Origin of the sequence: Marinobacterium jannaschii DSM 6295 (assembly GCF_000620085.1) — a bacterium.
Taxonomy (GTDB): Bacteria; Pseudomonadota; Gammaproteobacteria; order Pseudomonadales; family Balneatricaceae; genus Pontibacterium; species Pontibacterium jannaschii.
The window spans coordinates 176,813-203,783 of the sequence record NZ_KK211064.1 but is presented as its reverse complement, the minus strand read 5'-3'; the positions used below and the strand labels follow the sequence as shown (position 1 = coordinate 203,783).

Below are 26,971 nucleotides of genomic sequence, written 5' to 3'. Positions count from 1 at the left end.
TCATCACCATAACGTTCAAGTACACGTTTTCACCGCATTCAGCCCCTCTACTATAGTTGCATGCCCTGCCGAAACGGAGCCAGCGCAGCGGCCATAAAAACAACGACCGACAGCGGACTGTCAGCAAGCTGCGAGATTCTGAGCATGAAACTGGACACCATTGAGCATCAGTACCCGTTGGAAAAGCTGGCCCCGGCCGGCCGCATCGGCGTCGTCGCTCTGGCCACCGACTTCAATATCGAGTCTGACCTGCGCCGCATGTATCCGGCCAGCGTCGAGGCCTTTACCAGCCGGGTGCGCAACTATAATCCGCTCACCATCGAGAATCTGCGCACTATGGCACCGGGGATCACGGCTGCCACCGACACTATTCTGCCTGGCACTGAACTCGACGCTGTCATCTATGCCTGCACCTCCGGCACCGTGGCGATCGGCAACGACCGTATCACCGAGCTGGTACAGCAGGCCCGCCCGGGGACCCCGGTCACCAATCCGGTCACCGCCGCCCTCAAAGCCTTTGAGCATTTCGGCGCCAAGCGTATCTCTGTCCTGACCCCCTATACCGAAGCGGTGAACCAGGACGTTGCCTCACTGTTTAACGAGATGGGGTTTGAAGTTCTCAATATCTGCGGCTTCGGTTTCGAAGACGATACGGCGATGACCTATATCACTCCCCAGGATATCGCTGAGGCCGCCAGGAAGTGCTGCGATCCGCAGGCCGACCTACTGTTTATCTCCTGCACCGCGCTGCGCGCCTCACTGGTACTGGAGCAGATCGAAGCCGAGCTGGGCAAGCCGGTGGTCAGCAGCAACCAGGCACTGGCCTGGCACAGCCTGCAGCTGGCGGGCTACGCCGAGCCGGTAGAGGGTTTTGGCCTGCTGCTGCGCGCCCTGCCCGGCAACACTAACTAATCCCAGACATACCCGAATTAGAACCGGTAACCTTAACGGAGACCTCTGATGCCTGTTATCGACGCAAACCTGATCGCCAGCATGACCGAATGGCGCCGCCATATGCACCGCCATCCTGAGTGTGGCTTTGAAGTGGAGCAGACCTCCGACTTCATCGCCCGCCAGCTGGAGAGCTTCGGTATCGAGGTGGTTCGCAATGTGGGCCAGACCGGCCTGGTCGGCATCCTGCGCTGTGGCGACGGCGAGGCAGCGATCGGTCTGCGTGCGGATATGGATGCGCTGTTTATCCATGAGCAGAACAGCTTTGAGCACCGCTCCTGCCATGACGGCAAGATGCACGCCTGCGGCCACGACGGCCACTCGGCGATGCTGCTGGGCGCGGCCAGTCACCTGGCCGAGCACCGCGACTTTAACGGTACTGTCTACTTTATCTTCCAGCCGGACGAGGAGCGCGGCAAGGGCGCCCAGGCGATGATCGACGATGGCCTGTTCGAGCGTTTTCCGATGAAAGCGGTCTACGGCCTGCACAACCTGCCGGGCCTGCCCGCCGGCAGCTTTACCGTCCGTCCCGGCTCACTGATGGCCAGCGAAAGCAGCTTTGAGATCGTCATTAAGGGGATCGGTGGCCATGCCGCCATGCCGCATACCGGTGTCGATCCGATCGTGGTCGGCTCCCAGGTGATTCTGGGCCTGCAGACCATCGTGTCACGTAATCTCAGCGCCATCCACGAGACCGCCGTGGTCTCCGCCACCGAATTTGTCACCAACGGTACCGTCAACGTGATCCCTTCCGAGGTCACCATCAAGGGCGACTGCCGCTGCTTTACCGAAGACTCGCTGGCGAAGATCGAGCAGAACATGGAGCGCATCGTCGCCGGCATCTGCCAGGCCGCCGGTGCCAGCTACGAATTCAGCTTTATTAACACCTTCTATCCAACGGTAAACAGCGCTACCGAGACCGCCCATGCGATCCGCGCCGCCGAAGCCGCTCTGGGGGCTGAGAACATCAACCCGGCCTGCGACCCGTTCACCATCTCAGAAGACTTTTCCAGCATGTTGCGGGTGAAGCCGGGCTGTTACGCCCTGCTCGGCAACGGCACGGAATCGGTTGGCGGCTGTGCCCTGCACAACCCCCACTATGACTTTAACGACGCCATCCTGGAAAAGGGCGCCGCTTACTGGAGCCAGCTGGTCCGCGACCAGCTGAAAGCATAAAGAGTAGAAGCAAAAGACGACTGCGACCGACTCAACTGCAACTCACTTAACTATCAGCGATAGCAGAAAATAAATATAAGGAGCGATCATGAAGAAGTTACTGGCAATGGCACTGGCATTCGGTGTCTCTCTCGGCGCACAGGCCGAAACCTGGAAGTTCGCCTCGGAAGAGGACAAGAAAGATGTGCAGGATGCCTATGCCAAAGAGTTTGCCCGGGTGATCAAGGAGGAATCCGACGGCGATATCAAAGTGCGGATCTACTACTACGGTCAGCTGGGTACCGAGAACGATATCGTCGAACTCGCGGCCAAGGGCACCATCCAGTTTGTCTCTGTCGGCACCGGCCACCTGGGTTCCTACGTGCCTGAAGTCCAGGCGATCAGCCTGCCCTACGTGATGGGTACCGATGAGCAGGTGGTACACAAGGTACTGACCGGTAGTAAAACCATCTATCAGGACCTGGCGCCTAAGTTCGAGAAAGTTAACCTGAAACTGCTCTCCATGATGTCTGAAGGCGAGATGGCCTGGGGTGCCAACAAACCGATCCGCACCCCGGAAGACTTCAGCAACCAGAAGATCCGTACCTTCACCTCCACCATCCCGGTAGAGACCTACAAGGCATTCGGCGCAACGCCGACGCCGCTGTCCTGGGGTGAGGTTTACGGCTCACTGCAGCTGAAAACCATCGATGGCATGGTGAACCCGGTGTACTTCATCTACAACGCCAAGTGGCACGAAGTGCAGGATTACCTGATGTTCCCGGGCCAGCAGCCTTACGTCGGTACTTTCTCCACCAACAGCAAGTGGTACAACAACCTGTCGGCTGAGAAGCAGGCGATGATCCAGAAGGCGACCAAAGCCGCTGACAAAGCCGCTTACGAGTACCAGCTGAAGATCAACAGCGACAACATGGCCAAGATCCGCCAGGAACGCCCGGATCTGCAGGTAGTGGTACTGAACGAAGCCGAGCGCGCACGCTTCAAGGAACTGTCTAAAGGTCTGCACCAGACCTATTACGATGTAGTGGCCAACGCCTATGACGACGGTGAGAAGGAACAGGCACGTCAGGGTGCCAGGAAGATCCTGACCAGCCTGATCGCCGAAGTCGAAGAAGCCGCATCAGCTAACTGATGCACCAGCTGTAAATCTGCCCTCTGGCAGAGACCCTTGCGGTCTCTGCTGTTTTCCCCACTGCAGGTTTCGCCGGGAGGTTCGCCATGAAACGCACCTTAAGCAGCATCAACCAGATCACCGAGAAGATCGAAGCCTGGGTCCTGATGGCCGCGATTCTGATCATGATGCTCAACTCCAATGCCAACGCCTTCGGCCGCTACTTCTTTAACCAGAGCGTGTTTTTCGCCGAAGAGCTCAACCAGTTCCTGATCGTCAGCGTCACTTTTATCGGTATGGCCTATGCTGTGCGCAAGGGCCGCAATATCCGCATGACCGCCTTCTACGACATGCTCGGCCAGCGTGGCCGCAAGGCGCTGACCCTGCTGATTACCAGCACCACTGCAGCGCTGATGTTTTATCTCAGCTGGCAGGCGGTGCTCTATGTGCAGGAGCTACAACAACTTAACCGCCTCAGCCCGGCGCTGCAGTTCCCGGTCTATATCGTCTACAGCATTATCCCACTGGGTTTCTTTATGGCCGGCCTGCAATACCTGTCCGGTTTCCTGCTCAACATCCTGCACCGGGAGATCTATATCTCCGACGGCCTGATCGAACAGAAAGAGTGCTAACCGATGGATTCATTGTTCCAGCTTATCTCTGATGCCATCGCCGGCGAACTCGATATCTATGTCATCACCTTCGCGCTGGTCAGCGTGATGGTGGTGCTGTTACTGCTCAGCTTCCCGATGGTGGTGCCCCTGGCAATCGGCGCCCTGATCGGCCTGCTGCACTTCTCCGATGTGGAGCCCCAGGTGCTGATCCAGCAGGTGGTCACCGGCATCTCGCCCAACGCCCTGATCGCGGTGCCGATGTTTATCCTCGCCGCCGATATCATGACCCGGGGTAATACCGCCGCCCAGCTGCTGCGACTGATCGAGGCCTTTGTCGGCCATATGCGCGGCGGCCTGCCGATCACTACTTGTATCAGCTGTACCCTGTTTGGTTCGGTCTCCGGCTCGACCCAGGCAACCGTGGTGTCGGTGGGACAGATCATGCGGCCGAAGCTGCTGCAGGCGGGTTACAAGGACAGCTTCGTGATGGCGCTGATTATCAACGCCAGCGATATCGCCTTCCTGATTCCCCCCAGCATCGGCCTGATTCTCTACGGTACCCTGGCCAACGCCAGTGTCGGCGAGCTGTTTATCGCCGGTATCGGCCCCGGCATCGTGCTGGCGCTGCTGTTCTCCGGCTACAGCTACTTCTACAGCTACATGCACCGTGATGAGATTGAGCTGCAACCGAAAGCCAGCGGCAGCGAACGCTGGCAGGCGATCCGCAAGGCGATACTGCCGATGGGCTTCCCGGCACTGATTATCGGCGGTATCTACTCCGGCGCTATTACGCCGACCGAAGCGGCCTCCTTCTCGGTGCTCTATGCGATCCTGATCGAGTGTGTGATCTACCGTCAGCTGGGCCTGAAAGATATCCTCGATGCCTCCCTCAGCACCGGCCTGATTACCGGCGTAGTATTTATCCTGGTGGGTGTCGGCCAGGCGTTCTCCTGGTATATCTCATTCGAGCAGATCCCTCAGGAGCTGCTGGCGCCGCTGAACCTGGAAGATGCATCGCCGGAGTTCATCCTGTTCGTGATCGCCCTGTCGTTCTTCGTCGGCTGCATGTTTGTCGACTCCCTGGTGGTCCTGCTGATCCTGACGCCGATCTTTATGCCGATTATCGACAGCGCCGGGCTGGACCCGATCCTGGTCGGTGTGATGGTGACCCTGCAGATGGCGATCGGCTCGGCCACGCCGCCGTTTGGCTGCGATATCTTCACCGCTATCGCGATCTTCAATAAACCCTATCTGGAGGTGATCCGCGGGACATTGCCGTTCTTCCTGCTGCTGGCATTGATGTCTGCCCTGCTGATCTTCTTCCCGGGTATCGCACTGTTGCTGCGCGACCTGGCCTTTAACTAATCGCTAAGGCCCTTGCGAACAGATCCGGAACGTCCCCAGCGGGCGTTTCGGCTTTTTCGCAGAGAGCCACACAAGAATAAGAGAGATACCCGATGACTGAGCACCTGATAGCGCCACCCCGTGGCTTTGAACTGGCGGAGTTTGAACAGCGTACCGCGCGCCTGCAGCAACGGATGCATGAGCAGAAGATCGATGCCCTGTTCTTCTGTACCGAACAGGAGTTCCGTTACTTCAGCGGCTTTAAATCGCAGTTCTGGGAAAGCCCGACCCGGCCCTGGTTTTTGGTGGTACCGGCCGAAGGTAAACCGGTCGCCGTGGTACCGGGAATCGGTGTCGCGGGCTTTGCACAGACCTGGATCGACGATGTGCGCAGCTGGCCCGCACCACGCCCCGAGGATGACGGTATCAGCCTGCTGAGCCAGACCCTGAGTGAATTCAGTAAACGTCATGGCCGCATCGGCGCCATGCTCGGCCCGGAAACCCATCTGCGCATGCCGGCCAGCAACTTTGCCTGGCTGCAGCAGAACCTGAGCCAGCTGGAGATGGTCGATGTCTCGCTGATAATGCGCGACCTGCGCAGCATTAAATCCGCCGCCGAGATCGCCAAGGTGCGCTTCGCCTGTGAAGTGACCGCCGCCGGTTTCAACTACCTGCGCGATCACCTGGTGGCGGGCCTGACCGAACGCCAGGCCTGCAAGCTGATGCAGCTGGAGATGCTGCGTCTGGGTGCCGACAGCTGCCCCTACCTGATCTCCGCCTCCGGCCAGGGCGGCTACGACGATATCATCATGGGGCCAAGTGACCGGGAGCTAAGCGAAGGCGATGTACTGATTATCGATACCGGCGCCAACTTTGACGGTTACTTCAGCGACTATGACCGTAACTTTGCCTTTGGCGAGGTAGCGGCCGATTGCCACCAGGCCTATGACGCGGTGTTTGCATCAACCGAAGCGGGACTGCAGGTCGCCGCACCGGGACGTACCACCGGTGATGTCTGGCAGGCGATGTGGGATGTGATGGAGAAAGCCGGTGCCCTGGGTAACGATGTCGGCCGTATGGGCCACGGTCTGGGGATGCAGCTGACCGAATGGCCATCCAATGTGCAGGGCGGCGATGTGGTCCTGCAGCCGGGTATGATCCTGACCCTGGAACCGGGCATGACCTTCGCCCCGGGACGGATGATGGTGCACGAGGAGAATATCCTGATCACCGACAACGGTTGCGAGATGCTACACCAGCGCGCCTGGCCAACCATGCCGGTGATCCGTTAGAGGCGATCAGTTGGCCGGGCAGGTCCGGCACGGGTAGCGGAGAACCTTTGTCGTTTCCGGCTCAGCACTGACGCCACCACCAGCCCCCTGAATAATCGGGATCAGCGGGGCCCGGGCCAGCGCCTGGGCCTGCATAAACTGCAGCATCACCTCGCGTTGCTCGACCTGGCTGAAGGTGGCGATATGCCGCCCCTGATGGGTGCTCAGCTGTTTCGGTTCAGGCGCCGCGGCATAGAGCTGCATGGTCTGATCCATCGGCACCGTCTGATCATTGGGGCTGGTAAAAAACAGTTTCGGCAGCTTATTGCTGCGGATATTGTCGATCGGCTGATAACTGTTCGGTAACAGGTAAACCGCCGGCGAGACCACCATCCCCAGCACGCTCTTGTTGAGGTGGAAATTGGAGATCTCCTGATAGTTGGCAAAAGGCGCATCCAGAATCAGGCCCTTATAGGCTGCGCGCTGGGCAGGCCCCATAGACGCCAGTGCCAGAGAGGCCCCCAGGCTCTGCCCAAGGACGAATCGCGGCGTGGGGGCATGCTGCAGCATCCAGTCCGTCGCCGCCTCGATATCGCGGAACACATCCGGCAGCTTCGCCTCTCCAGCCGACCGGCCATAGCCTCGGTAGCCCAGCAACAGGACGTTATAGCCCGCCTCCGGCAACCAGGCGACACTCATAATATGGGTGCTGATATTCTGGCCATTGCCCTGCAGAAACAGTACCGAACCGCGACTCTCGCCTTTCGCCGGCAGGTACCAGCTATACAGCTTGATATCGTCGCTGGTGCGCATCACCACATTATCGTGCGCCAGGCCGAGATCTGCCGGGGTGCGGACAAACTCCTGCTGTGGATAGAACAGCAGTCCCGTGGTGGAAGTACAGCCCGTCACCCACGAGATCGCCAGTGCCGCTAACACTGTCGTTGCGGCCCGCCTGAGTATTCCCGCTCTGCTTCCCCACATAACACACTCCCATCCACATCCGGGCAGCATCCATTGCCGCAGCCCTATGTTCGTATTCTTTACAGTTTAGGCCAAAACTGTTGCACTAATGGACTGGCCCGTTCGCCGCCTACCATGCCACACGGTTCATTCCGGATTCAATCGTTCAACAACTATCGTGGATGATGCCGGAGAGCCTGAGCCCTATACTGACCCGAGATACAGCCGACTACGGATCCTGAGGATGCTGAAACCTGAAGACTATCATGCGATTTTCGCCCATTGTCAGGATGGGATCGCGATTCTGGCAGCAGGGGATCACCCCGGATATGCCAACCCCACCTTTCTCGGCTATCCGGAGAAAGACCGGCTTCGGCTGCTGCAGGATAGCTCCGCCGGCCTGCCCGGTTACCGCTGTCAGCCACTCACTCTGGAGGGCGCGCGGGCACTGGTGGTCAGACGCACCGCACCCGCCCGGGCCACCCAGCTCTCGCTCAGCGAGATGCTGCACAGCATCGACAGCGCCACTGATATCTACAGCGCGACGGCGGAAGCGGTACAGCGCCTGATCGGCTGGCGCTGGGTCTCGGTCACCCGCTTTGTCGACGATCAGGTCGAGGTACTGGCTCACTGTAATGAAAACGGCCTGACCGGAAACTTCTCCTTCTCCATCGCCGGCACGCCTTGCGAAGCTATGGCCAGTTCCCGCCGTTATACCCTGTTCACCGACGTGGTCGATGCTTTTCCGGCCAACACGGCACTGCGTGAAATAGGCGCCAAGACCTACGCCGGGTTGCTCTACCGGGGCCCTGACCTGCGCCCCCTTGGCCATATTATGGCGATACATGATCAACGAGAGGTGGATTATCGCCATACCGAAGATGTGATTACGCTGGCCTCCCTGGCCCTTTCTGCCCATATGCAGCTGGAACAAACCAGCGACCAGCTGCAGAACGCGCTGGAAGAGTCCCGCAAGGATTGCCTGACCGGTCTGGCTAACCGGAAGCAGTTTGACTATCACTGTCAGCAGCTGATCAGCCAGCAACGGCACCCGGGTAGCGACAGCTGTCTGGCGATCGTCGACCTGGACAGCTTTAAGCACTACAACGACCAGTACGGTCATCTTGAGGGCGATCGCTTACTGCGCCTGCTGGCAACCGAGCTAAACCAGCTCGGGCGGGCCGAGGATATGGCGTTTCGGATCGGTGGGGACGAATTTGCCCTGCTCTTTCCGGCCGCAGAAACGTCCCTGGTCAGCCGAATTAACAGCCAGTTTGATGCCGCCCTGCAACGTCTGACGATGCTCACCGGTCGCAATATCCAGGGCAGTATCGGCTATGCCCTGCTCAGCATGGCCGGACAGGACCCGGAACGATGGTATCAGCTGGCGGACCAGCAGATGTACCAGCGTAAGCGCTGCAGCAAAACGCTGTCAGCCACCTCCTGACAGCGGCTGGCGGCGCGACTCGGAACCCCGTAGCCAGCGCAGCAGCATCCGGCCACGGTTAACCAGCAACGCCAGCAGGATCAGGCCACAGCCGGTAAACTGCATGGCGTTCATCTGCTCGCCCAGCCACCAGGCCCCGAGCAGCGCCGCCCAGACCGGTTCCAGCGTCATAATGATTGCGGCATGGCTGGCAGGCGCCAGTCCCTGGGCATAGGTCTGGACAAAGAAACGCAGGCTGGTCGCGATCAGGATACTGGCCGCCAGCCAGCCCCAGATCGCCGGCGGCTGAGAAAACTGCCAGGTTTCGGTAAACAGCGACACCAGAAAACCGATAACGCCCACCAGCATCAGCTGGATCGCCGCCAGCGCTATGGCAGAGGTTTTCGCCGCCGCGCGGCTGTTAAGATTGAAATAGAGCGCAAACAGCGCCGCCGCGGCAAGGTAGGCATATTCACCCCAGCCAAAGGCAAACTGACTGTCCAGCGACAGGCAGGCCAGTCCGGCCGCCGCCACCGGCAGCGCCAGCCAGCAGGAAAGGTCGGGGCGGTCGCCAAACAGCAGCGCCACCAGCGGTACCAGAACCACGCCGATACTGGTAAGGAAGGCGCCGACACCCAGGTGCTGGCCATGATGCAGACCGAGAATCCAGAACACCATCGCCACACCGAATACCAGCCCGACCCCGACCGTGCGTTTTACACCCCCGGCATCGAGACGGCGCAGGGCACCAAAGCCGATCAGCAGCAATACCAGTCCGGCCAGCGAGAAACGAATGGCGATAAATAACAGCGGGGAAAACCCCTGCAGGGCTTCCTTGGAAAATATCCAGCCGGCCGCCGCCAGCAGGGTTACCACGACCAGCAGCAGGTCAGCCTTAAGTGCATCCGATTTCACAAAAATGGCCTGATTTGGGATAAAGAATGTCGTGCATTCTACGCCCGATCCGGCGGCGTCATAAGCCCTGTGCATAACTTAGTTGCCCACAGGGCTAAGTTGTATCAAGCCGTCCCCGACGCAATAGTTTGCGGCCGGACTGGATAAGTGACGGCCGCCTGCAGTTACCCACAGGCGGCTCAAACCGGCTGTGAATAAAACATTGCAGCTGCAACTTAAAGTCCGTAACAGCTTGTCCACAGCCTGCGGCAGCCAGGCCCCGCAGCAGCAGACGGCCCGAGATTCAGGCGATCTCCGGCTGACGTCCGGCCTTAAGCTTCACCACCCCACTGGCAACGAAAACCCCGGCCATAATCAGTATCACACCGGCGATCGATGCGGCACTGAGTGTTTCCGCCAGCAAGGGTATCGCCGCGATGGCTGCCAGCGCCGGGGTAAAGGAACCGATGGCAGCGGTCTTTTCCGCGCCCAGCCGGTTGATCGAAATACCATAGGTGATACCGCCCACCACACCAGCGCCGACGCCCTGGGCAAGGAAGAAGGGCCATAACTCCTGCCAGCTCACCGCCGAAAGCTGGCTCTGTACCAGTCCGCCGCCCAGCATCAGCAGCAACCCCAGCATCGATCCGGCACAGAGCAGCGCGGTAGCGGTCATCGCCGGCAACCCGGCGACACGCAGGCCCAGGGTATAGAAAGCCCATAGCAGGCTCGCCGCCAGAAACGCCAGATGGCCGCGCCAGTAGCCACTGTCCAGATCGGACAGGCTGCTGCCAAGCAGCGCGGCCACGCCGGCCATAATCACCAGCAGTCCGCAAAGGCGATAACGCGGCAGCGGCTCACCGAATACCAGCACCGCCATAGCAGTGACAAACAAGGGTGCCGTGCCCGGCACCAGTGCCCCGGCATGGGCCGCCGGAGCATACTGGCTGCCCAGCGACACCAGGTAAAAGAACGGCAGGCCGCCCAGCAGGATCATCAGCAGGTGCCGCAGCCTGACGGCCGCCAGTGCCTTGCGCTGCAGCCACAGCAGCGGCAACAGCAATAATGCCGGAGTGCCAAAACGCATCAGCGCCAGATCGCTCGGCGTCAGGCCCGAGTTGCCCTCGGCCCGTAATGACAACAGGAACGCCACCCAGATCAGCACCGTCAATGCCATCGCGCCATAGCCGGCCATATCCCCCGTCGGCTCACCCCGGTAGTGTTCTGCATCCTGTCTGCTCATCTGCCACCCGCCCGAATAATGTCTGTGTTAAAAGCGGCATTAGTATCGGTCAGGTTGGACGGGCATTTCCGGGCTATTTATCTACTCTTTTACTTTCTGATTAGCATAAGATATCTCAGGATCTACAATTATCGACATAATATTGCTCAAGGTTACTAAACATAAAATGAGCCAGGAAAAGTTCGACAGCACCGATCTGAAAATCCTTGATGCGCTGCAGCGTGACGGCCGCCTCAGCAATGTGGATATTGCCGAACAGATCAACCTCTCGCCCTCGCCCTGTCTGCGTCGTCTGAGGCGGCTGGAGGAAGAGGCGGTTATCGAGGGCTACAAAGCGCGCCTGAACCGTAACCGCCTCGGCCTCGCCATGACCGTATTTGTGCAGGTCAAGCTGCGTAGCCACAGTGCCGACAGCGTGGCGGGATTTGAGGCCGCAGTACAACAGATGGAAGCCGTGGTGAACGCCCACACCGTCTCCGGTTCTGCCGACTACCTGCTGGAGGTGGTGGTGGCCGACCTTGAGGGCTATGACCTCTGGGTACGTCAGATCCAGCAACTAAGTATGGTGCGCGAAATCGAAAGTAACTTCGCCCTGCGGGCAGTCAAGGCGGATGCGCCGCTGCCGTTATAACCGGGTATCACTGATAATGAGCACCAAGGCAGGTTAATCCGCGAACCGCGCATTGGCCCTGACACTGCCTGCCGGAAAATATAGCGGCATCAAAACGGCAGGGGCTAAAGCATTGCTTTAACCCCTGATCTCGAGCCATAGAATAACTGCGGGCAATTAAATCAGAATATAATGATTAAAATGATTGACCATCCCCGCGTATCTGTATAAGCTTTGACCAGCTCGAAAATCTCCGATCTCTTATGCTTATCATTTCGAAGTTCCTTCTGTAGTACCTCGTCCTGTTATCACATAATTTCTCGCAAGACTTCCGGCTTCACGCTCTAGAAAGAGCTAACTAATTGATTACACAGGATATGACTATGTCTACTTCTACAGGCACCGTTAAATGGTTCAACGATGATAAAGGTTTCGGTTTCATTGAGCAGGAATCCGGCCCGGACGTGTTCGCACACTTCAGCGCCATCCAGGGCGACGGTTTCCGCTCACTGGCTGAAGGCCAGCGCGTAGAATTTACTGTTGCTCAGGGCCAGCGCGGTCCTCAGGCAGAAAACATCAAACTGATCTGATTTGCCCGGCATCCGGCTTCGCTGCATTCATAGTTAGCGACCGTGCCAGCACAACAGATAGTTTGTTGATTCCGGGCAGTACGCTGCCCGGAATTACCGCACTGGACGTAAACCGCTTCACCCGGACATGAATTAAGTTTCAGTCCGCAAAAATCTGGCCCTTGCCAGACTTTGCCTCCCATAGAACAGTTTCACCCGATTATTTTCCCTGAACAGTAAGTCCTGCTTCCCCGGGGTCACTCCATCGGCAGTATGTTAATTTAAATACCCTGCGTATTTGAAGGCTAAAAACTATCTGCATAAAACTTAATTCTGTAAATACGGCAAAGAGAACAACTATATTTTTATAAAGAAGAAGAAACTATGTTAATTACAATCAGCGATAACCTCAGCGTACAGCGTTTTAATAACCCACATAACACCCAGTGGACCTGCTTTGGACATTTCGACCAGTCCGAAAACCACAAACGCCGTAGCTGGAAGAAGATGACCGGCCTGATGTCTACCGATGCGATGCACAGCTGGCTGGATAAAAACTATCCGGAAACCGATCACGCCAGCCATTTCCGTAATATCCCGCAGAAATAACAGGCCGCGTTCCCTTAACGCTACTACCTGACGCAGCAACCAGACTGAACAGTCCGCGCAAACTCCTCTCTTTGCGCCCGCGCGATCCACCGCGACGACTGGTTCAGCTCTGCTGCAACCGGCCAATCCGGCTTCACCGTTGAACCTTTCCCCCTTTTTCCAGCCCCCTGCAATACCGCTAGCCACTAATACGGGCTTGTTTCTATGTGTTTTTGCCGATGCAGGGACTAGGACAAAAGTATTACTATAGGTGCACCCAAATTCTGCCGACTGCTCAACTACCCCGGGCTTCCGGCTATTCAGTGACAGGCACCCACCTATGCACAGCAACATGCCAGCTTTTCTCAGCAGCCGCCTGCTACGTCCGATCCTTATTGCCGTAACAATCATTATCCTGCTGCAGATCAGTACCCTGCTGTTTATGACCCGGGGCAATATCAGCGAGCTGGTCAGCCAGGTGAGTACCACCCTGGACAGGGGCAGCATCCGTCTGGCCGAACGCCTGTCCCAGGCCGAAGCGCAGACCGGGGCGGCGATTCAGCGCCTATCCACTGACAGTGAGCGGGCCCTGAGCCAATCGCTGCAACAGCAGCTGAGTGCAGAACAACAGCAGGTCGAGACATTACTGGTGGGTGCGGTGCAAGACAGCGCCCGCAGCCTGGCTCAGCTGATGGCCCTGGCGGCACCCGTGGCGATCTGGGATGGCAACACACCGGAGCTCACCCGGCTGATACGCGACCTGCACCGCAATCCCCAGGTACTGTTTGCACGCTACTACGATGCCGAAGGCAAACCCCTGACCCGCTTTCTCGACCGCCGCAAGGAAAAGCTGAAACAGCTGCTGCGCAGCGGTAAAGGGCGCGGCTCGATGAATAAGATTCTCGACGCCGCCGGCCGCGATCCCGAAGTCTATGTGGTGGATATCGAGATCAATCCCCGCGGCGCGGTGATCGGACGCTTTGTGCTGGGTATGTCCAATCGTAATGCCCTGCAGGCAGCGGCGGAACTGCAGCAACGTTTTCAGGCCCTGATCAGCGAGAGTGGCCAGCAAGTGGGTCAGGTGATCAACAAGGAATCGGCCCAGACCCAGGCCCTGCTGCAGCAGGCAATCAGCGCTGCCAGCCAGCTGAATGAGGAAGTGGCCGCTCAGACCCACACCGAGATAGAGAGCCGTTCAGCCCAGCTGATCGCCGACCTGACCCTGCTGACCGTCGGCCTGGGCATCCTGATGCTGCTGTTGCTGGTCACCCTGATGACCCTGCGTATTACCCGTAAGCTGGCCCGGCTGACAGCCGCCCTGCAACAACTGGCCGAAGGCGAGGGCGACCTGACCCGTCAGATCGATATCGACAGTCGCGATGAGATCGGAGTGATGGCGGCAGGCATCAATGCCTTTGTCGCCAAGACCCGCCAGCTGGTACAGCAGTCCAACCGGGCCGCCGCCGAAACGGTCGACCAGATCGTGCTGATCCATCAGGCCTCAGCCGATAGCCGCCAGGCGGTAGAGCGGCAGAATAAAGAGGTGGCACAGGTCTCTCATGCGATGCTGGAGATGATTACCACGATCCAGCAGGTGGCTGAGCGCATTCAATATAACCTGCAGAATGTCGACCGTATCCGTCAGGCCGGAGATGAAGCCAGCCAGATATCGGCCGGGGTTAAACAGGATATTGCCCGGCTCAGCGAGGAGGTCAGCGGTGCGGCCGGGGTGGTCAACGGTGTTGCCCACCAGACCGACCAGATCAGCCAGATTCTGGAGGTGATCAACGGCATCGCTGAACAGACTAACCTGCTGGCGCTGAATGCCGCCATCGAAGCCGCCCGGGCCGGCGACAGTGGCCGGGGCTTTGCCGTGGTGGCGGCCGAGGTGCGGGATCTTGCCAGCAAGACCCAGGGCGCGACCGAGGATATCCAGCACCAGATCGAAGCCCTGCAGGGCAGCGTGCGCGGGGCCGTTACGGTGATCAGCGATGCCAGCCACAATGCCGAAGCCAGTATCAGTGCCATCAGCAACTCCGATGCCACAATCCAGAGTATCTCCGGTGCAGTGCAGACGCTGTATGATCTGACCAACGAGATTGCCGCTATGGCGGAACAGCAGAGCCAGGTTTCCGGCGAGATCAACCGCAATGTCGAGCAGATCAGCAGTGAAGCCGACCGCAGCGCCTGTGCCGTACAGCAAAACGCCGAAGTCGCCGCCCGCCTTGAACAGCTGGCCGCCTCCCTGCAGCAGACCCTGGGCCAGTTCCGGGTCTGAGCCGCGCAACGCAGGGTCCGCAGGCCCTGCGTCTTTTCCGCCCCGGCGCGGTCAGGCCTTCACAACCTCCTCCGCGGGGGCCGATGCCGGTTATAATCGGTACTCTCTCCTTTGTGCCGGATCTGAACTGATGTCCCAACTGCCCATCGAAGCGATTATCTCCCCACTGCAGCAGGCCCTGGCCTCGCGCCATGAAGTCGTGCTGGAAGCACCGCCCGGTGCCGGTAAGACCACCCGGGTGCCGCTGGCACTGCTCGACCAGCCCTGGCTGGCGGGACGCAAGATCCTGATGCTGGAGCCTCGTCGCCTCGCTGCCCGTGCGGCAGCCGAGCGGATGGCGCAGACCCTGGGCGAAAGGGTCGGCGAGACCGTTGGCTACCGGGTACGACTGGACAGCCGGATCGGCCCCGACACCCGCATCGAAGTGGTCACCGAAGGGATACTGACGCGGATGCTGCAATCAGATCCCAGCCTCGACGAAGTGGGACTGCTGATCTTCGATGAATTCCACGAACGCAGCCTGGATGCCGACCTCGGCCTGGCACTGGCACTGCAGGGGCGCGAGCTGTTCCGCGATGAAGAGCCGCTGAAACTGCTGGTGATGTCCGCCACCCTCGATGGTCAGGCGATCGCGGCGCTGCTGAATGAGGCGCCGGTGGTACGCAGCGAGGGACGCAGCTATCCGGTTTCGATCCAGTATGGCGCACCCTATGAAGCGGGCCAGTATCTCGACCGGCGTATGCTCAGTACCTGCCTGCAGGCACTGGCCGAGCAAAGCGGCAGCCTGCTGCTATTCCTGCCCGGTCAGGGCGAGATCCGCCGGCTACAGCAGGCACTGGAAGAACAGCTGGCCAGCCAGCCGGAGATCCTGATCACTCCGCTCTACGGTGACCTCAGCCTGGATGAACAGCGCCGGGCGATCGAACCGGCGCCACCGGGCAGCCGAAAGATTGTGCTGGCAACTGCCATCGCCGAGACCAGCCTGACCATCGAGGGGGTGCGGGTGGTGATCGACAGCGGCCTCAGCCGTCAGGCGGTATTTGATCCCAATACCGGCATGACCCGCTTACAAACCAGGCGCCTCTCCCGTGCCGCCAGTATCCAGCGTGCCGGCCGCGCCGGCCGGATGGAACCCGGCGTTTGCTACCGCCTCTGGTCCGAGGGTCAGCAGGAACAACTACGCGCCTTTACTCCGGCCGAGATGCTGCAGGCCGATCTGGCGCCTTTAGCGTTGCAGCTACAGCGTTGGGGCGTTGACGATCCGAGCGAGCTGGCCTGGCTTGATCCGCCACCGAGCGCCCCCTACCAGCAGGCGCTCGACCTGCTGCGCACGCTGGGGGCAATGAATGACGCGGATCAGCTTAGCGAACATGGCGAACGGATGGCACAGCTGCCGATGCATCCGCGATTAGCCCATATGTTACTGCTCGGCCGGCAGTATGGACTGGCCCGCGAAGCGGCCGATCTGGCCGCCCTGCTGAGCGAGCGCGATCCGATGAGCCAGCTGCACCAGGCCGATATCAACTTACGGCTGGAGTGGCTGCGCGGCGAACGCAGTGGCGGCTCCAGGGGCCTTCTACAACGTCTGCGCCAGCAGGGCAAAGGCTACCTGCAACAGCTGCAGCGACTGTCAGACAGCGGGAGCCAGCGCAGCGCTATCGCCCCGGCTGAACGCAGCGGTTTCCTGATCGCCAGCGCCTATCCCGATCGCATCGCCCGTAGCCGCCATGAAGACAGCCAGTCCGGCGGCGGTCGCTACCGCCTCAGCAATGGCCGCAGCGCCGAGATGGAGAACAGCGACAGCCTGTGTCGCCACCCCTGGCTGGCAGTGGCCCAGCTGGGCGGGCGTGAAGGCCATGCCAGCGACCGTATCTTTCTTGCCGCCCCCCTGTCCGCGGCACTGTTTGACGGTCCGCTGGCAGCGCTCTGCCATGAGCGCGAAGTGGTGGAGTGGAGCGGCGACCGCCTCACCACCGAGCTGCAGCGTAAAACCGGCGTCCTGACCCTGACGGCCCGGGCGCTGGCCGAGCCCTCCGCCGAGGCACGCCAGCAGGCGCTGCTGGAGCTGGTGCGTAAACGCGGCCTGGGACTGTTGAGCTGGCCCGAGGGGCTGGCAGAGTGGCGCCAGCGCGTCACATTCCTGCGTCAATGTGACCTGCAGCGCAACCACAGCAGTGACTGGCCCGACCTGTCCGATCAGGGCCTGCTCGACAACCTGGAGCGGTGGCTGCTGCCCTACCTGGATCAGGTCAGCCACCTGAACCACTTCAGAAAACTGGATATCAAAGGGATGCTGGCGGGGATGCTGCCCTGGCCGCTGCCACAACAGCTCGACCAGCTGGCACCGGAACGGCTAAAGGTACCTTCCGGTTCCAATGTAAGAATCGATTACAGCCAGAATCCGCCGGTACTGGCGGTTAAGCTGCAGGAGATGTTTGGCTGTACAGAAACGCCGAAAGTGAATCAGGTGGCACTGAAGATCCACCTGCTGTCACCGGCCAGACGGCCGCTACAGGTGACGCAGGACCTGGCCAGTTTCTGGGCCAACGCCTACAGCGAGGTAAGAAAGGATATGAAGGGGCGCTATCCCAAGCACCCCTGGCCGGAAGACCCGCTGGTCGCCATCGCCACCGCGCGCACTAAGCCGCGCGGTTAGTGCGGCGGCTGTTACCCCAGCTGGTCCACCATAATGGCATTAGAGTAAAACAGGCCGCCATCCGGCTTGCTGTGCCCCTTAAGAAAGAAATGGCCGCGACCATCCCGGGGGCTGAGATAGACATGAAACTGGCAGTCATCAATCTCTTCGTACTCCTGCGGCGTTTCCAGCCGCAGGCTCTCCATCTCGGCGGGGATATCCATCTCCCGCTCGGTGGCACGTTCTGACAATCGCTCCTCCGCCTTTTCCAGCAGGCGGTGGGTGCGTTTACTGACGTGGAAATGAATGATTCCGGCTGGCACGGAGCTTTCAGCTCCCTCTGCCTTATACCAGGACTCAATAGAAAAGGTGTTCATCGCGCGCTCCTCCCATTGTCCTTAGTGCACCTGGGCCAGTCTCCGCCGGCGCTGGTTGATCGGGAGACCGACGTGCGGCCCCCGGCATAGAAGTCGGTATACGACCTAAAAAAAGGGTCAGCATGAAAGCTGACCCTTAATACTATGAAGTATAGCTAGAGATTAGCTAAGTGCTGCCCTCGGGCGCGGGCGCCTCAGGCTGGCTCGAAATCCTCTTCGTAGCTGTCCTCGGCTTCCTGGCTGAAGCTAGCGCCAGCCGCTTCCAGCTGGAAGTGCGACATCTGCTCGCGCAAATCACTTGCCAGGCCGTTAAGCCCCTCTACTGCCATCAGGGTGTTGTCCACCATCTCTGCGTTTTTCTGGGTGTTACGGTCCATCGAATGGATCGCTTCAGTCAGCTGGCTGATACCCTGGGCCTGCTCATTACAGGCGACCGAAATCTCAGTCACCCGGCTGGCCACTTCGTTGATATTGCCGGTAATCTGATCCAGCTGCTCGCTGGAGCGTTTTACCTGGGCGCTGCCCGCTTCCACCGTAGCCACCGAGTTACCGATCAGCTCGTTGATCTTACGTGCCGACTCGGCCGATTTCTGCGCCAGGTTACGTACTTCGCTGGCCACAACGGCGAAGCCACGGCCGTTATCGCCGGCCCGCGCCGCTTCCACCGCCGCATTCAGTGCCAGCAGGTTGGTCTGGAAGGCGATAGAGTCGATCAGGCCGGTGATCTCACCGATCGCCTTGGCCGAACTCTGCATCTCTTTCATCGCCTCCTGGGCCTGTTTCATGATCTCGCTGCCTTCCTCGGCATTCTGGCGCGCCACATCCGCCAGCTGACTGGCATTGTCTGCGTTATCCGCGTTCTGCTTCACCGTCGCCGCCAGCTCCTCGGTACTGGCAGAGGTCTGCTCCAGCGCCGCCGCCTGCTGCTGGGTGCGATCGGACAGGGCATTGCCGCCCTGAGCCACTTTGCGCGCATTCTCGGCCACTTCGTCAGACGACTCGGTGATCCGTTGTACGGTTGTGCGGTTCTGCTCGACACTCTGATTCAGCGCCTGTTTCAGGTCGTCCAGGGCACCCTGGTAGTTTCCAACGATAGATTTGCTGAGATTACCTTCCGCCTGCGCCAGGGCAACGGTGCTGATCTCATCGAATGCCTCTTCCAGGTTGGTCAGCGACAGATTAACGTTCTGCTTCAGCTGATCGAACTCGCCCTGCAGCTCGGCATCGATGCGGCGGGTAAAGTCACCCCGGGCCATCGCCTCCATCACCACCCTGATCGCCGACATCGCTTCCTGAGTGCTATCGACCGTAGCCGAAACCGACTTAGCGACCTGCTTGAAATCACCCGGCACGGCCGGATCCATCTTGCGGCTGAAGTCGCCACGAGAAAGGGCTGCCATCACTGAACCCAGATCGTCCATTACCCCCGAGATCTGTTGTGCACTGCGGTTGACCGAGTCTTTCAGGCGTTCAGTATCTCCCCGCATTTCACGTTGAATACGGGCGGAAAAGTTACCCTCAGCAATCTGCTCCACCACGCCACCCACATCGGTAAATGTCTCACGTACCGAGCCGACAAAGCCTTTCAGTGAGCGCACCATATCACCCACTTCGTCGCGACTGTCGGTGTCCATGGAGATCACGAACTCACCGCTGCTATCAATCTGTTTCAATTCATTCTGCAGCTGCTGCATCGGCCCGGTAATACCCTGTACGATCACCTTGGAGATATACAGCGTGATACCGATCACCACAACCAGCAGAATAATCTCAATAATTTCGTCCCGCCGGGCCTCATTCAGGGCCGTCTCACTCATCGTCATCAGATCCCCGGCCAGGGTATCCTCGACCTGTTTTAGCTGGCCCAGCTTAGCGGTGATGGTATTGAACCAGTAGCCGGCCTCAATACCAAAGCCTCCGGCAAGACCACGCTCAACAGCGATATCGCGCATCCGTTGCACTTCTTTATAGCTGCTGTCGGTCGTGGCTTTTTTATAGGCGGCAAGCTGAGATTCTGAGGCGAAGCTTTCAAAAACATTCAGGTAACTATCCTGCGCCTCAACCAGTTTATTAAACTTAACAAAGCTGGCCGGGGTAAACTGGTCCTGCGCAAACGTCGCAGTCAGCACCGCGCGTTCGATACCCGCCCGCTCTTTACTCAGCATAAAGTTCATATAGGCTGAGACGGCTGAAGACAGTGCCGGACTTTCTGCCTTATCCCGCATCAGGCTGGTTGCATTCAACACCTTGCTGTTAAAGCCAGTATAAAATGCCAGGGCTTCCCCCAGAGAGATACTCAACTGATCAACCTGCTGGCGGATGCCGTGACGCTGCTCCATCCTGCTTTCGATTTCGGTCAGGGTATCGGAATATTTTGTGGGCAGGTCGGAGACCGGCAAACGCTGCTTCAGCGCTTCATACTTCTCGACGGCCTTATCGTAGACGACCCGCTGCTGTGGCAGCTCTGAAACAAACTCCGTGCCCTGGCTGCCGATAAAACCGGCGGTCATGCCGCGCTCTTTCTGCGATTCATGCACGATAGCAGCCAATGCTACGGCGTATTCCGCTTCATCGTGCAGCGTCGCAGTTGCTGATGCATCATGCATCCGCTCGCCAATCGCCATACCGGCAAAAATCAACAGCGCCAGAAAGGGGGCCGTCATCATTACCAGTAGTTTTTTGCGAATTGATAGGTGCTTTATAGCGTTCACAGTATCCCCTTCCCTGTTGCATCGGTAGGTACGGCAGCAACCGGCCGTAATCAAAATGAATAGTCTTAGAAAGATAGCCAACTGACTGATTAAGTGCCAAACAAATTTCTTATTGCACCGGGGTTTTTCTCCTTAACGGTCTTTAACCCGCCAATCAGCCCTTTAGTGCTATCGCATCGATGGGAAAAAACGAATAAATTAGAATCATCAGTCAAGAACAGGCACGAATAACCCTACTTTTCAGACTGCTTTACCTTAGATTTTTTCTGTTGGTTTAAGACCGAAAACAGCCAAACCAATACCGATTAAATAACGACAAGGTTGCAAGTAAAGGAAAACAACGGATAAAAGCCAGGCCCATTGCCTAAAATGATCCCAGCCCGATCCGTGGCAAGACATCGCTGTATTTACCAGCAATGCCACTGCGAAAATGGAGTAAGCAATGATGCAACAGCTCGTGAGTCTATTTAGGCGATCGACCCAGATCAGCCTTCTCTGCCTGCTACTGGCCGGTTGTGTCGCCAGCCCCCTGAAGCCGCCGTCTGGCAGCGCCCTGACACCTCAATCCGCTCAGGCCTACCTGGACGACAGCAGCGCCCTGCTGGAGCAAGAGGATGACCCGCTGACTCTTAGCGATCCGCAGGGCCTGGCGATGCGACTCCACTATGCCGCGCAGATGCTGGCTCAGCCAGATATAAAGGCAGCACTGTTGCCAGCAGCCCAGGCCGATGCGAAAGCGCCCGACGAAGCCAGGGGCATCTTATCGGCCAGTTTGCTGAATCCCGCCAAGTTGCTGAATCTGGGCCAGGAAGCTCAGGTTCCGGGTCAGAGCCTGCAGCGCTACGTGGAGGCCCTGCGTCGATTGATGGCCCAGCCGCCGCGCTATGAGAAAGCCACCTTCGGCCCCAAGCTGACGCTTTTAGCCAATAGCAACCGCCGTAGTAGCGAGCGGCTTTGGGATCTGGCCGCGCAGAACCTGGCCACTATCCCAACGCCGGAGGCCGCCGCGACACTGGTCAGTGTCGCGGCCACCCAGCTAGAACGCGCCGATTTCAGCGCCTACGCCCAGGCCCTGATACAACAGCAGCCAGCCATCATCGCGCTGCCAGACATACATCGCCAGCTGGCAAGCGCCCTGCTGGACCATTGGCAGCAGTCGTTCCAGGCGCTGTCGGAGCAGCCCGAACAGGCCCGCTGGGGCAACGCCCTGCACCAGCAGTTCCTGGGTATAGCGCAGCTGTCCAATTTCTGGCCCGAACTCAGCAGCGATGCCTCGCAGCATTCAGCACTGCTACAGCTGGTCAATCGTCGCCTGGCCGAGCTGCAGGGTGATAGTCATGGTCAGCGCGAGCCATTGCGTGCCCTGCGCCAGCAGATCTCACAACTGCCCCTGAGTGACGCCCGCCAGCACAGCCTTGGCCGTTTTTTTCCGGTTGCCTACTTCCGGAGCGAAGCCGGGCAACACATTCAGGCCAGCGACCATGATGCGATGGGGCGGCTGATTATCGCCCTGCGCCTGATGGAACTGGCCGCGCCCGATACCTCGGCAGAGGCGAAAAGCCAGCTGCTCGCCACCCTGCAACTTGGCAACTACCGCCCTTTCCAGCCTGCGGCACTGGGTATCGCAGTACCGGCGGCGCGCCAGCAGATCAGCCCGCTGCTCAGGACCTATCTGAACCTTGAGCCTGGTAACAGCGGGGCTCAACAGGCCTGGATCCGTAATGTCAGCCTGCTGATGCAGGGGCGACCGCAGGATATCTGTCCGCGTGACAGCAGCCACAGCGAAGCCCCCCGTCCATCACGCACTCTGGCCTGTGCCCAGGTTCTGGGTCAGCAGTGGCATTCAGGCTGGAGCGCGCGACTCTATGATCATCTGGTGATCCATCGGGATAGTTTTACAGCGGAGTTTTACAACCCGCTGATGGCCAGCCTGTCACCGGCCATCAACGCGGGCAACGCCGCGGCCTGGCTGGAGCTGCAGCATCGCCTGATCGAACAGGGCAGCAAGCCCCGGGCAGCAGTTATCCTGCCCTGGAGCAGTCTGGCCCTGCACGCGAGGACAGAATGGCCGGAGCAGCAACCACGTAAGCTGGCGCAGGCCGCACTGACGCTCGGACTGAGCCCGGACAGCCCGGGGATGACCCCGTTGCTGCTACAGACGCCATTGCCCTGGCTGCTGGAGCGCGCCGTATTACAGCAAGCACCACAACTACCCACCAGCCTGATCGACCGCCTGGTACAGCAACACAGCCAGGTGCTGGATGCGACCCAGCGCGCCCGCTTCCTGCCACCGCTGTTGCAGCAGGTGCGCGCAGCGCCTGATGCCGAAGCACTGCCCGCCGCACGGCTGGCACGGTTGCTGGCTCAGGACGATACGACCGTTCAGGCCAAGGTGGATCAGGCGATCCGCTCGCGCTGGCTACAGTGATTCAGGGAGGATAACCCGTGACTTCTATCCGTATTCGACTGCTGACCGCCTCCCTGGCGCTGGGCACCCAGCTGCCCCTGCATGCCGAGGAAGCGCGCTTCTGGCCTACAGCGGAGAAACATCCGGCCCCCAAGGCTACAGCCACTGATATCCCGGCATTGCCGGGTATCCAGAGCCTGCGGGTCCAGCCGCTGTTTCCAGCGCTTCCAGAAACCGCAACAGGCACCCTGCAAGTGGCTCCGGCCAAGCCTGCCAGTGTGGCCAAGCTGGTGCCGGTTATCTCACCGGGCACCGAGATCCCGGTCTACCAGGCAGCGGAGATCAGGCCCTTCAGCGCCATCTACCTGATCGACCAGACCGGCAATATATTCTCCACCGCGCCTGGCGGCGGCCTGGACTGGCAGCAGTTCAGCTTCACCCTGCGTAGCGGTAAGGGCAGTTTCTCCGGAGCGCAATTCAACAGCCAGCCGATGAGTTCACTGCACGCCAACGAACAAGGCATCCGTGTCGCCATCGAACTACCGCAGCTGCAGGCCACCACCGAAGCGGTGCTGACGCCGGACTTCAGCTATCCCGGTGCGGCCACCCTGAACTTCAGCGCACCCAAGGCCAGTAATGGCCACGCCGGGCAGGCCGGGGCATCCGGCAATCGCGGCATTGCCGGCAGCGATGGCGAACGCAGTGGTTATGATGGCGACGACGGCCGTAATGGCAGCGATGGCACACAGGGCCAGCCCGGGGCCAATGGCTTGCCGGGCCAGGACCTGGGCACGGTCGTGGTGAATATCGATCAGGTCGATTCCCAGTTTAGTGCCAACGGACTCTGGCGCCTGCGCTGGCAATACCGCAGCGATTCCAGGCCCCGGCAGGCACTGCTTCCCCCTAATAGCGAACTGATGATTATTGCCCGCGGCGGTGATGGCGGCGATGGCGGTAATGGGGGAAGCGGTGGCGCAGGCGGCAGCGGCGGTAAAGGCGGCGACGGCGCCAAGGGACGCACCGGCTCACACGGCAAGGATGGCCGTAACGGCTATCGAGGCTCACCAGGCCGTAATGCCACCGCTAGCTCCAACGGCACTAATGGCAGCCGTGGCGGCCCCGGTAGCGACGGCACCGATGGTGGTCGCGGCGGCAGCGGCGGTGATGGCGGCAAGGGCGGCAGCGGTGGCAAGGGTGGCAAGGGCGGTCGTGGCGGTAACGCCGGCGACGGCGGTGATGGCGCACGCCTGCTGATCCAGGTCAGCGGCAGCCCGCAACTGCTGGCGCAGGTAAAGCGTGCCGTTAAGGTGGATATCGCCGGCGGCCAGGCGGGACAGCCCGGCAGCGGCGGCCCCGGCGGCAAGGCCGGTTCTGCTGGCCGTGGTGGCAGTGCGGGTGCAGGTGGTCGTGGCGGTGCCGGTGGTGACGGCGGTGCGGGCGGTCCGGGTGGCCGCGGTGGTGCGGCCTATAACGGCTATCGCTACTACAACGGTGTCGCCGTGCCCTACACCAACTTCGGCGGTATAGATGGCTGGCCCGGCGCCAGTGGATCGGATGGCCGTCGAGGCAGCAGTGGTAGCGACGGCGATCGCGGCCGTAGCGGCAAATCCGGCATCGGCGGCCAGCCAGGCGCAACGGGCAACAGCGCCCGCGCCGGGTCCAGTGGCAGCCTGCTCTTTACCAGTGCCAGCAGCATTGCCAAGGAACAACGCTACACCCAGCAACTGGATAAGAAACTGCAGCAGGCCCGGAGCAATGAGGACAGCAGCAAGGCCGCACGTCTGGCTGAGGAGAAAGCACGCCACCTGTCACCGGAAACCTCCGCCACCGGCAGCTGGCAAAAGGTCGATGCTGCCCTGCAGGAGGGTGTAGAGGCACTCAGCGAGGGAGACGATCTGGACTCGCTGGAGCGGCTGTTGAACCAGCAGATTGAGGCATCACAGCAATGAAGTCCCAACTTTTGCGCCGACTCGGCGTCTGTGCAGGCCTACTGTGTCTGCTGCTACAGGCGGGCTCCCAGACCTATGCCAAAGAGCGCCCGACACTGCCAACCGGACCGATCAAGCTCAAGCTGGAGGAGCCAGCCGAAATGCTGCGTGCCACCTACGGTAAGCGTGGGGTCTGGGTGACCCGCACTGCCAACAGCCGTTTTCAGGCACGGGGGGCAATCTGGCCCCTGATGGGTGAGCCGGTGACGGTGTTTGAGTTTCGTAGCCCCCATATCCGCGAGCTGACCTTCGAGGCCGATGCCGGTTATGCCAACCGGGTCACCATTCATAGCCTCGGCGATCACCATGATGATGACTATATCAGCAGCGGCTTCGGTGAAGGGGTGATCGATATCTATGTCAGCCAGAAGGTGCTCGACCGGATCGAATTCAGCGGTTTTAACTTCTCTATCGGCACCCACAGCCTGTCACCGTTACCGGATGAGTTTTATTCAGAGCGTAACCGTGAGGACAGCTACGCCATCTCCGCCGGCAACAATGCCTATTTCCATTCGCCTAACCCGGGTATTCTGGCTCGGCCTGGTCAGTGGGGCTGGGATGTACCCGGCAGTCCGGACTGGGGCAATTTCCTGTCGCCCTTTGAACACCCCCTGCGTGAGGGCCAGTATGAACTGCCGGAGGACCGGCGTATGGATCGGCGCACTGCCCGGGAAGCCTTCAGGCGCATGCTCTGGCGTCACCATGTGCTGAAACAGGACCTGATCGTCAATAACTGGTTCGATATCCAGCACCTGCGGATCAACGCCAGTCGCCTGCTCGCCTTTATCTATAAGAAAGATCCGGCGCTGTACGCCAGGATCAACCAGCGTGAAAAACTGGCCAAACGTGATAGCCAGATGGTCAGCCTGATGTCCGGCCTGACCCGTGCCGGGGCCGAAAGCCGCGATAGCATGGGTACAATCGTCACCACCAGCGACGTGGTGCGCCGCATTAAGCTGATCGACAAGGCATTTGCCGCCTTTGACGCTGAGGTCGGCAGCGATATCAAACAGCAGTGGCGCCTGCAGCGCCAGCAATACGTCGATGCCAGTTACCGTCGTCGCCTCGCGCGCCTGCAATCCCAGCTGCAGAGTCAGGACCGCCGCAGCGGCTTCAGCGATGAGATAAAACAGACGGTGGCCAGTTTGAAAGAAGATGCTGCCCGTGGCGCCAGTCCGGCGCTGAAACAGCGCATCGCGGACGTTGAGCGACTGGTTAACGCCAGTCCGATTATCATCAGCAGCCATAAAAACGGCCAGCGCGTCAAAAGCCGGGTCATTACCCTGAAGGGCCGCGCCAGGATGGCCGCCAACCAGACGGTCGCGGTACGTTTTAACGGTGCCGAGCAGGAGGCCAGCGTTAATGGCGATGGCGCTTTCAGTACCAAGGTGGTGATGAAGGCCGGACAGAATGAGCTGGAGGTCTGCTATGACGCCTTCTGTACGCCCCTGCAGCTGAATGCGGAGATCGCCCGCCTCAGCCTGATGGCGACCCTGACCTGGAAAGGCGGTGGCGACCTGGATCTGCACGTTGAGACCCCTGACGGTGATCACTGTTTCTACAGCGACAAGCGCGCTGACAGCTGCCTGCTGGATATCGACGACACTAAGGGCCGCAACCCGGAGAATATCTCGATTCCGACTGCTGCGCCGACCGGACAGTACCGCTTCTGGGTGGTCAACTACAATGGCAACCGGGGCGCGCGCGGTGAGCTGAAGCTTTACCGCGACGGTGTGCTGGAGCAATCCCGGGAGTTCCGGGTCGACAGCAGCAGCCGCAAAACGCTGGTCAGCCTGAAGGTCGACCACTAAGTCA

General features: G+C 59.8%; 20 protein-coding genes. 15 read left to right on the top strand and 5 right to left on the bottom strand.

The annotated features are described in order from the left end of the window. Positions 1 to 144 precede the first annotated feature (144 nt). The 6 genes from Q354_RS0116820 to Q354_RS0116795 all read left to right on the top strand — a co-directional run bounded on the left by Q354_RS0116820 (position 145) and on the right by Q354_RS0116795 (position 6,488). Entirely contained in the window at positions 145 to 912 is a 768-nt protein-coding gene (locus Q354_RS0116820) for a maleate cis-trans isomerase family protein (protein ID WP_027858613.1), read from the top strand. A gap of 48 nt (positions 913 to 960) precedes the next feature. Beyond that, positions 961 to 2,127: a M20 aminoacylase family protein gene (locus Q354_RS0116815; protein WP_027858612.1), complete on the top strand. Its 1,167-nt coding sequence runs from the start codon at positions 961 to 963 to the stop codon at positions 2,125 to 2,127. Positions 2,128 to 2,215: 88 nt separating this feature from the next. Then, complete coding sequence (locus tag Q354_RS0116810) at positions 2,216 to 3,259, top strand: TRAP transporter substrate-binding protein (protein WP_027858611.1); 1,044 nt, start codon at positions 2,216 to 2,218, stop codon at positions 3,257 to 3,259. An 86-nt stretch (positions 3,260 to 3,345) separates the two neighbouring features. Next, entirely contained in the window at positions 3,346 to 3,870 is a 525-nt protein-coding gene (locus tag Q354_RS0116805; protein ID WP_027858610.1) for a TRAP transporter small permease, read from the top strand. Positions 3,871 to 3,933: 63 nt separating this feature from the next. After that, complete coding sequence (locus Q354_RS0116800) at positions 3,934 to 5,217, top strand: TRAP transporter large permease (protein WP_211252286.1); 1,284 nt, start codon at positions 3,934 to 3,936, stop codon at positions 5,215 to 5,217. 92 nt (positions 5,218 to 5,309) lie between these two features. Continuing rightward, positions 5,310 to 6,488, top strand: coding sequence for a M24 family metallopeptidase (locus tag Q354_RS0116795; RefSeq protein WP_027858608.1), 1,179 nt, complete (start codon positions 5,310 to 5,312; stop codon positions 6,486 to 6,488). A gap of 6 nt (positions 6,489 to 6,494) precedes the next feature. On the opposite strand, the gene Q354_RS26240 is transcribed toward Q354_RS0116795, so the two are convergent. Further along, a complete protein-coding gene (locus Q354_RS26240) occupies positions 6,495 to 7,451 on the bottom strand; it encodes an alpha/beta hydrolase (protein WP_169828903.1) in 957 nt (318 codons plus the stop codon). A gap of 223 nt (positions 7,452 to 7,674) precedes the next feature. Here Q354_RS26240 and Q354_RS0116785 point away from each other — a divergent pair, with 223 nt between their 5' ends. Further along, on the top strand, positions 7,675 to 8,877 hold the full coding sequence (locus tag Q354_RS0116785) for a GGDEF domain-containing protein (protein WP_027858607.1): 1,203 nt from the start codon (positions 7,675 to 7,677) through the stop codon (positions 8,875 to 8,877). Here the strand turns inward: Q354_RS0116785 and Q354_RS26235 are convergent. Both Q354_RS26235 and Q354_RS26230 read right to left on the bottom strand, forming a co-directional pair. Continuing rightward, positions 8,863 to 9,771 carry a DMT family transporter gene (locus tag Q354_RS26235; protein ID WP_245601071.1) on the bottom strand — a complete coding sequence of 303 codons (909 nt, stop codon included), beginning with the start codon at positions 9,769 to 9,771 and terminating at the stop codon, positions 8,863 to 8,865. The genes Q354_RS0116785 and Q354_RS26235 overlap by 15 nt on opposite strands. 283 nt (positions 9,772 to 10,054) lie before the next feature. Continuing rightward, the gene (locus Q354_RS26230) at positions 10,055 to 10,993 is read right to left on the bottom strand and encodes a DMT family transporter (protein WP_051560222.1); all 939 of its coding nucleotides are present in this window, start codon (positions 10,991 to 10,993) and stop codon (positions 10,055 to 10,057) included. A 166-nt stretch (positions 10,994 to 11,159) separates the two neighbouring features. Between Q354_RS26230 and Q354_RS0116770 the strand changes: the two genes are divergently transcribed. The 5 genes from Q354_RS0116770 to hrpB all read left to right on the top strand — a co-directional run bounded on the left by Q354_RS0116770 (position 11,160) and on the right by hrpB (position 17,694). Then, positions 11,160 to 11,624 (top strand): Lrp/AsnC family transcriptional regulator, encoded by a 465-nt coding sequence (locus Q354_RS0116770; protein ID WP_027858606.1) that lies wholly within the window; start codon positions 11,160 to 11,162, stop codon positions 11,622 to 11,624. A gap of 362 nt (positions 11,625 to 11,986) precedes the next feature. Next, positions 11,987 to 12,193: a cold-shock protein gene (locus Q354_RS0116765; RefSeq protein WP_027858605.1), complete on the top strand. Its 207-nt coding sequence runs from the start codon at positions 11,987 to 11,989 to the stop codon at positions 12,191 to 12,193. A gap of 363 nt (positions 12,194 to 12,556) precedes the next feature. After that, on the top strand, positions 12,557 to 12,781 hold the full coding sequence (locus Q354_RS0116760; protein WP_027858604.1) for a hypothetical protein: 225 nt from the start codon (positions 12,557 to 12,559) through the stop codon (positions 12,779 to 12,781). A gap of 319 nt (positions 12,782 to 13,100) precedes the next feature. Next, positions 13,101 to 15,038: a methyl-accepting chemotaxis protein gene (locus Q354_RS0116755; protein WP_027858603.1), complete on the top strand. Its 1,938-nt coding sequence runs from the start codon at positions 13,101 to 13,103 to the stop codon at positions 15,036 to 15,038. A gap of 130 nt (positions 15,039 to 15,168) precedes the next feature. After that, positions 15,169 to 17,694 (top strand): ATP-dependent helicase HrpB, encoded by a 2,526-nt coding sequence (hrpB, locus tag Q354_RS0116750; protein ID WP_027858602.1) that lies wholly within the window; start codon positions 15,169 to 15,171, stop codon positions 17,692 to 17,694. Positions 17,695 to 17,705: 11 nt separating this feature from the next. Here the strand turns inward: hrpB and Q354_RS0116745 are convergent, their stop codons facing one another. After that, entirely contained in the window at positions 17,706 to 18,050 is a 345-nt protein-coding gene (locus Q354_RS0116745) for a hypothetical protein (RefSeq protein WP_027858601.1), read from the bottom strand. Positions 18,051 to 18,244: 194 nt separating this feature from the next. Then, positions 18,245 to 20,761, bottom strand: coding sequence for a methyl-accepting chemotaxis protein (locus Q354_RS0116740; RefSeq protein WP_156948401.1), 2,517 nt, complete (start codon positions 20,759 to 20,761; stop codon positions 18,245 to 18,247). A 442-nt stretch (positions 20,762 to 21,203) separates the two neighbouring features. Here Q354_RS0116740 and Q354_RS0116735 point away from each other — a divergent pair, with 442 nt between their 5' ends. From Q354_RS0116735 to Q354_RS0116725, 3 genes are read left to right on the top strand one after another with little or no spacing between them, the layout of a single operon-like run. Beyond that, positions 21,204 to 23,189, top strand: a complete 1,986-nt coding sequence (locus tag Q354_RS0116735; protein WP_027858599.1) for a hypothetical protein — start codon at positions 21,204 to 21,206, stop codon at positions 23,187 to 23,189. A 17-nt stretch (positions 23,190 to 23,206) separates the two neighbouring features. Next, complete coding sequence (locus tag Q354_RS28345; protein ID WP_027858598.1) at positions 23,207 to 25,117, top strand: collagen-like triple helix repeat-containing protein; 1,911 nt, start codon at positions 23,207 to 23,209, stop codon at positions 25,115 to 25,117. Next, on the top strand, positions 25,114 to 26,967 hold the full coding sequence (locus Q354_RS0116725) for a hypothetical protein (protein ID WP_027858597.1): 1,854 nt from the start codon (positions 25,114 to 25,116) through the stop codon (positions 26,965 to 26,967). Before Q354_RS28345 ends, Q354_RS0116725 begins: the two co-directional genes overlap by 4 nt. Positions 26,968 to 26,971 lie beyond the last annotated feature (4 nt).